We start from the raw sequence: 6,164 nt of genomic DNA, 5'->3' as shown, positions 1-6,164 counted from the left end.
CGACGGCCGGCACGTACGCGCAGCCGACGCCGAGGCCGACACCGAGCCCGTACGCGACATAGACCTGCACCAGCGTATGCGCGGCGCCGGCAGCCGCGAGCCCGATGCCCGTCAGCAGCATCCCGGCGACGGCAAGCCGCCGCGAGCCGAAGCGGTCGGCCAGCGGCCCGCTGATGATGCCGAAACCGAAATACAGAAAACCGGCAAGCGAGAACACGAGCGAGATCTGCCCGCGCGATGCGGCGAAATCCCGCTGCAGCGACTCGACGAACGCGCTGAACGTGTATGCGCTGCCGAAACCGACGAACGTGACGGCAAACGCGGCCGCAACCACGTACCAGCCGTAGAAAAGGCGCGAAGCGCCCGGGCGGTTCATGACGATGCTCCTCTCAGGTTTCACCGGCCGACAGGCAGCGTCCGGATTGCCTCATGGATATAGTTGAACTATGTTGATCGCATCGGCCGCCGACAGGCAGTCGCGAAGCGTGCGATCCGGTGCGTCAACGGTACTCGTGCGTGCACATCGTCTCAAACGATATTTCGACGGACTTTCGATTTAGAAAAACTGAATGAATCGTTCCCGCTTGCCGCCTCTCAACGCGCTGCGCGCCTTCGAAGCGGCCGCCCGTCACCTGTCGGTGAAGGCGGCCGCCGAGGAGCTGTCGGTCACGCCCGGCGCGGTAAGCCAGATGATCCGCACGCTCGAGACGCATCTCGGCGTGCAGCTGTTCGAGCGCGTCAACCGCGGCATCCTGCTCACGGCCGCCGGCCGCGACTACCTGCCGCCGGTGCGCAACGCATTCAGGCAGATCGCCGATGCGTCGCAGCGCGTGTCGGGCGCCGCCGACAGCGGCGTGCTGACGGTGAGCGTCACGCCGTTCTTCGCATCCGCGTGGCTCGTTCCGCGCCTCGCGCAGTTCCGGGAGGCCTGCCCGGACGTCGACCTGCAGGTCGTCACGAGCCACGCACTCGCGGATTTCTCGCGCGACGGCGTCGACGTCGCGATTCGTCACGGCCTCGGGCGCTACATCGGGCTGTGCAGCGAGCGCCTGCTGACGGTGGAGATCGTCGCGCTCGCGTCACCCGACCTCGTCGCGCGGCTCGGCATGCCGGCGACGCCCGCCGATCTCGTCGGCTGGCCGCAGCTGCACGACGCCGAACGCAAGGGCTGGCACATCTGGTTCGGCGCGCAGCGGATCGACGATTTCGGCCCGCCGCGCGGCCCCGCGTTCGACGATTCGGGCTTGTTGCTGCAGGCGATCGTCGCCGGCCAGGGCGCCGGACTGCTGCCGGCCGCGATGGTGCGCGGCGAACTGGCAAGCGGCCGGCTCGTGCAGCTCGCCGAGGTCGCGTGGCTCGACGATTTCGCGTACTACCTCGTCTATCCGCCGCATCACGCGGAACGGCCCAAGGTCGCGGCATTCCGCCGATGGATCCTCGACGCCGCACTGGCCGACGGCGCGGCATCGATGTCCGGCGCGTCGTAGCGCCACGCCCCCCGGCGCGGCGCGGCTCCTCTGCCGATCGGCTAACATGCGGCCCGGCACCGACAACAACAGACCGAGAGAGACCATGCCTGCCCTGCTCCGCCGCGCGACGCGCATCGCGACGCTGTCCGCCGCATGCTTCGTTGCGTGCGCCGCGCTGCCCCTTCCGGCACACGCGTACCGCGCACCGCCCGGCTACAGTAACGAAGCCGATCTCGACCGACACGACACGTATCGCAACCGCGACGGCGACACCGTGCACGCCCCCGCGCATTCGAAATCGGGCCGCGTGCCCGAAGGCGCGAGCGCGCGCTGTCGCGACGGCACGTACAGCTTCAGCCGTCACCGGCGCGGCACGTGCTCGGGGCACGGCGGCGTCGCCGCGTGGCTGTAGCCTCGGCCGAATGGCCAATCCGGACCGCAGCGGCCACCCGCCGCTGTCAGCGACACTCGGCGGCGAAGTACAATAGCCGCTCGCGCCGCCGACACGCGGCGACGCCGCCGCGCCGCGCGCGGCACGCTCCGTACCGAATCACCCGACGCCGCCACGCCCGCGCGCTGCGCGGCAGTCTCAACCACTTCTGAATTTCACACCGAAATGGCCCAATACGTTTTCACGATGAACCGGGTCGGCAAGATCGTGCCGCCCAAGCGCCAGATCCTGAAGGACATCTCGCTGTCGTTCTTTCCCGGCGCGAAGATCGGCGTGCTCGGCCTGAACGGCTCGGGCAAATCGACGCTGATCCGCATCATGGCGGGCGTCGACAAGGACATCGAAGGCGAAGCGACGCCGATGCCGAACCTGAACATCGGCTACCTGCCGCAGGAACCGCAGCTCGACCCGACGAAGACGGTACGCGAAGCCGTCGAGGAAGGCCTCGGCGACCTGTTCCAGGCCAACAAGAAGCTCGAGGAAATCTACGCGGCGTACGCGGAGCCGGACGCCGACTTCGACGCGCTCGCAGCCGAGCAGGCGAAGTACGAGGCGATCCTCGCGTCGAGCGACGGCGGCAGCCCCGAGCAGCAGCTCGAAGTGGCCGCCGACGCACTGCGCCTGCCGTCGTGGGATGCAAAGATCGAACACCTGTCGGGCGGTGAAAAGCGCCGCGTCGCGCTGTGCAAGCTGCTGCTCGAAAAGCCCGACATGCTGCTGCTCGACGAACCGACCAACCACCTCGACGCGGAATCGGTCGACTGGCTCGAGCAGTTCCTGGTGCGCTTCCCGGGCACCGTCGTCGCGGTCACCCACGATCGCTACTTCCTCGACAACGCGGCCGAGTGGATTCTCGAACTCGACCGCGGCCACGGCATTCCGTGGAAGGGCAACTACAGCAGCTGGCTCGACCAGAAGGAAGAGCGCCTGAAGCAGGAAGAAGCGTCGGAATCGGCGCGCCAGAAGGCGATCAAGAAGGAACTGGAGTGGGTGCGCCAGAACCCGAAGGGCCGCCAGGCGAAGTCGAAGGCCCGTATCGCGCGCTTCGAGGAACTGAACAGCCAGGAATACCAGAAGCGCAACGAGACGCAGGAAATCTTCATCCCGGTCGGCGACCGCCTCGGCAATGAAGTGATCGAGTTCAAGAACGTCAGCAAGGCGTTCGGCGACCGCCTGCTGATCGACAACCTGAACCTGAAGATCCCGGCTGGCGCGATCGTCGGCATCATCGGCCCGAACGGCGCCGGCAAGTCGACGCTGTTCCGGATGCTCACGGGCAAGGAACAGCCGGATTCGGGCGAAGTCGTGATGGGGCCGACCGTGAAGCTCGCGTACGTCGACCAGAGCCGCGACGCGCTCGACGGTACGAAGACGGTGTTCGAGGAAATCTCGGGCGGCGCCGACGTGCTGACGGTGGGCAAGTACGAAACGCCATCGCGCGCGTACATCGGCCGCTTCAACTTCAAGGGCGGCGACCAGCAGAAGATCGTCGGCAACCTGTCCGGCGGTGAACGCGGCCGCCTGCACCTCGCGAAGACGCTGATCTCGGGCGGCAACGTGCTGCTGCTGGACGAACCGTCGAACGACCTCGACGTCGAAACGCTGCGCGCGCTGGAAGACGCGCTGCTCGAATTCGCGGGCTCGGTGATGGTGATCTCGCACGATCGCTGGTTCCTCGACCGGATCGCGACGCACATCCTCGCGTTCGAAGGCGATTCGCAGGTCACGTTCTTCGACGGCAACTACCAGGAGTACGAAGCCGACAAGCGTGCACGCCTCGGCGAGGAAGCCGCGAAGCCGAAGCGCCTGCGCTACAAGCCGATCAGCCGCTGACCGGCACGACCCCGGTGCCCGGCACTGCGGCAACGCAGGGCCAGGGACCGAGGGTGGCCGCTTCAAAAGCGGCACAACAAAAAAGCGGGCCACTGGCCCGCTTTTTTTATCCGATGACTGGCTGCTCGCCTGCCGCTTACGCGAGCGCGCCCAGTTCGCGCAGCCGCGCCTCGGTCGCCGCCGCACTCGTGTGATGAATGCCGTGCCAGCCGAGCGCCGTCGCAGCCGCGGCATTTTTCGCGTTGTCGTCGATGAACACGAGTTCGTGCGGCGCGATGCCCGGCAAGTGCGGCTCGATCCGCGCATGCATCTCGCGGTAGATCGCCGGATCGGGCTTCACGAGCTTCACGCGACCCGACACGACGATCTCCTTGAAACGCCGCAGCACCGGGAAGTTGTCCCACGCATACGGGAATGTCTGCGCGGACCAGTTCGTCAGCCCGAACAGCGGCATCCCCTGTGCGTCGAGCCGGTCAACGAGCGCGGCGCCTTCGTCGAGCACGCCGCCGATCATCTCGTGCCACCGCACGTAGAACGCACGGATCAGTGCCTCGTGCTCCGGGAACTTCGCGACGAGCTCGGCCGTGCCTTCCTCGATCGTCTGCCCGCCGTCCTGGCGAATCACCCAGTCCATCGCGCACACGTGAGTGAGAAACCAGCGACGCTCCGTGTCATCAGGAATCAGTTCCCGGTAAAGGTACTCGGGACTCCAGTCGATCAGCACGCCGCCAAAATCGAACACCACGGCCTTGATCGTCATGCGAACTCCGTCGAAAGAACGTCCGCGAGCGGACGCGGCGTCACCGGGTTGCCCGACAGCGTATTGTTTTGCCATACGAAGTGATGGTGCGCGACGATCTGCGCGGCCGACAGGTGCGTACGCTCGTTCGTCGTGTGCAGATCGGACACGACCGTCGTCCGATAGCCGAGCAGCGCCGCGCGGCGCGCGGCCGAATCGACGCAGAACTCGGTCGCATAGCCGCAGATCAGCACCGAACGGATGCCGTGGCGGTCGAGCTGCGCCGCGAGCGGCGTGTCGTGAAACGAGTCGCTCATCTGCTTGCGCACGCGCCAGTCGTCGTTCCCGACGACCAGCCCCGCATGCAGCTCCCAGCCCGGCGTGCCGGGCACGATGTCGTCGTCCGCATCGCCGTCGTGCTGCACGAAGCACACGGGCGCGTTCGCCGCGCGCGCCGCCGCCGTCAGCCGGTTGATGCCCGATACCACGTCATCGAGCCGGTAAGCGGGCTGCGCCCGCTCCACCAGCCCGCGCTGCATGTCGACCACGATCACTGCAGTGTCGGCCATTGTTTGCCCTCGGTTGTGTCGTTCGGCCGTTGTCCGGCCGTTATCGCTTGTTGCGTCAGATCGGCTGGGTGCGCGCGTCGAGCCACGCCTTGGCATCGCCGCTCAGGTGCCGGCCGACACGCTCGCGCACCGTCGCGTGATACGCGTTCAGCCACGCGCGTTCTTCGTCGTGCAGCATTTCGATCAGCACGCAGCGCGTGTCGATCGGGCACAGCGTCAGCGTCTCGAATGCGAGGAAATCGCCGAATTCCGTCTTCCCGGCCGCGCGATTCACGACCAGGTTCTCGATCCGGATGCCCCATTGGCCGGGACGGTACACGCCCGGCTCGATCGATGTGATCATGCCCTCTTCCATCGCCGTGTACGGCTCGGCCGGCGCGTAGTGCGAGATCACCTGCGGGCCTTCGTGCACGTTCAGGAAGTAGCCGACGCCGTGCCCCGTACCGTGGCCGTAGTCGAGCCCGGCCGCCCACATCGGTGCGCGCGCGATCGCGTCGAGCATCGGCGAGCGGATGCCGCGCGGGAAGCGGGCGCGCGACAGCGCCATCATCGACTTCAGCACGATCGTGAAATCGCGCCGCTGCAGGTCGCTGACGGTGCCGACCGGCACGACGCGCGTGATGTCGGTCGTGCCCGTCACGTACTGGCCGCCCGAATCGATCAACAGCAGGCCGTCGCCGGCGATCGTCGCGTGCGACTCCGGCGTCGCGTGGTAATGCGGCATCGCCCCGTTCGCGTTGAAACCCGCGATCGTCGCGAAGCTCGCCGACACGTAGCCGGGGCGCCGCGCACGTGCGGCCGTGAGTTTTTCCTCGATCGTCAGCTCGGTGATCGTCTCGCGGTTCACGGCCTGCTCGAACCACGTGAAGAATTCCGCGAGTGCTGCGCCGTCGTGTTCCATCGTCACACGCACGTGCTCGATCTCGGCGGACGTCTTGCGCGACTTCGCGAACGTCGACGGATTCACGGCCTCGACGAGCTTCACGCCGGCCGGCACGGCCTCGAGCGTGCCGAACGTCACGCGGCGCGGATCGATCAGCAGCGTCGCGCCGTCGGGCAGCGCCGCAAGCGCGGCGCGCGCGGCGTCGTAGGCGCGAACGTCA

The 6,164-nt window shown here is 67.3% G+C and carries 7 protein-coding genes; 3 read left to right on the top strand and 4 right to left on the bottom strand.

The features are described from left to right. The coding region (locus G3N99_RS26025) for an MFS transporter (protein WP_206123822.1) at window positions 1-376 on the bottom strand (376 nt) is incomplete at its 3' end. 193 nt (window positions 377-569) lie between these two features. Here G3N99_RS26025 and gcvA point away from each other — a divergent pair. The 3 genes from gcvA to ettA all read left to right on the top strand — a co-directional run bounded on the left by gcvA (window position 570) and on the right by ettA (window position 3,753). After that, window positions 570-1,487, top strand: coding sequence for a transcriptional regulator GcvA (gcvA, locus tag G3N99_RS26020; RefSeq protein WP_206123821.1), 918 nt, complete (start codon window positions 570-572; stop codon window positions 1,485-1,487). A gap of 85 nt (window positions 1,488-1,572) precedes the next feature. Continuing rightward, the gene (locus G3N99_RS26015; RefSeq protein WP_041492731.1) at window positions 1,573-1,881 is read left to right on the top strand and encodes a DUF3761 domain-containing protein; all 309 of its coding nucleotides are present in this window, start codon (window positions 1,573-1,575) and stop codon (window positions 1,879-1,881) included. Between the two features lie 204 nt (window positions 1,882-2,085). After that, entirely contained in the window at window positions 2,086-3,753 is a 1,668-nt protein-coding gene (gene ettA / locus G3N99_RS26010) for an energy-dependent translational throttle protein EttA (RefSeq protein WP_027788485.1), read from the top strand. Between the two features lie 136 nt (window positions 3,754-3,889). Here the strand turns inward: ettA and G3N99_RS26005 are convergent, their stop codons facing one another. From G3N99_RS26005 to G3N99_RS25995, 3 genes are all read right to left on the bottom strand, one after another. Beyond that, window positions 3,890-4,513 carry an HAD-IA family hydrolase gene (locus G3N99_RS26005; RefSeq protein ID WP_174939708.1) on the bottom strand — a complete coding sequence of 208 codons (624 nt, stop codon included), beginning with the start codon at window positions 4,511-4,513 and terminating at the stop codon, window positions 3,890-3,892. Beyond that, entirely contained in the window at window positions 4,510-5,061 is a 552-nt protein-coding gene (locus G3N99_RS26000; protein ID WP_206123820.1) for a cysteine hydrolase family protein, read from the bottom strand. Before G3N99_RS26000 ends, G3N99_RS26005 begins: the two co-directional genes overlap by 4 nt. Window positions 5,062-5,116: 55 nt before the next feature. Then, window positions 5,117-6,164, bottom strand: a 1,048-nt coding sequence (locus G3N99_RS25995; protein ID WP_206123819.1) for a M24B family metallopeptidase, incomplete at its 5' end; no start/stop codon positions are given.

The organism is Burkholderia sp. Ac-20392 (genome assembly GCF_017104585.1).
Taxonomy (GTDB): domain Bacteria; phylum Pseudomonadota; class Gammaproteobacteria; order Burkholderiales; family Burkholderiaceae; genus Burkholderia; species Burkholderia lata.
The sequence above is the reverse complement of the archived record's forward strand: the minus strand, read 5'-3'. Positions and strand labels throughout refer to the sequence as shown.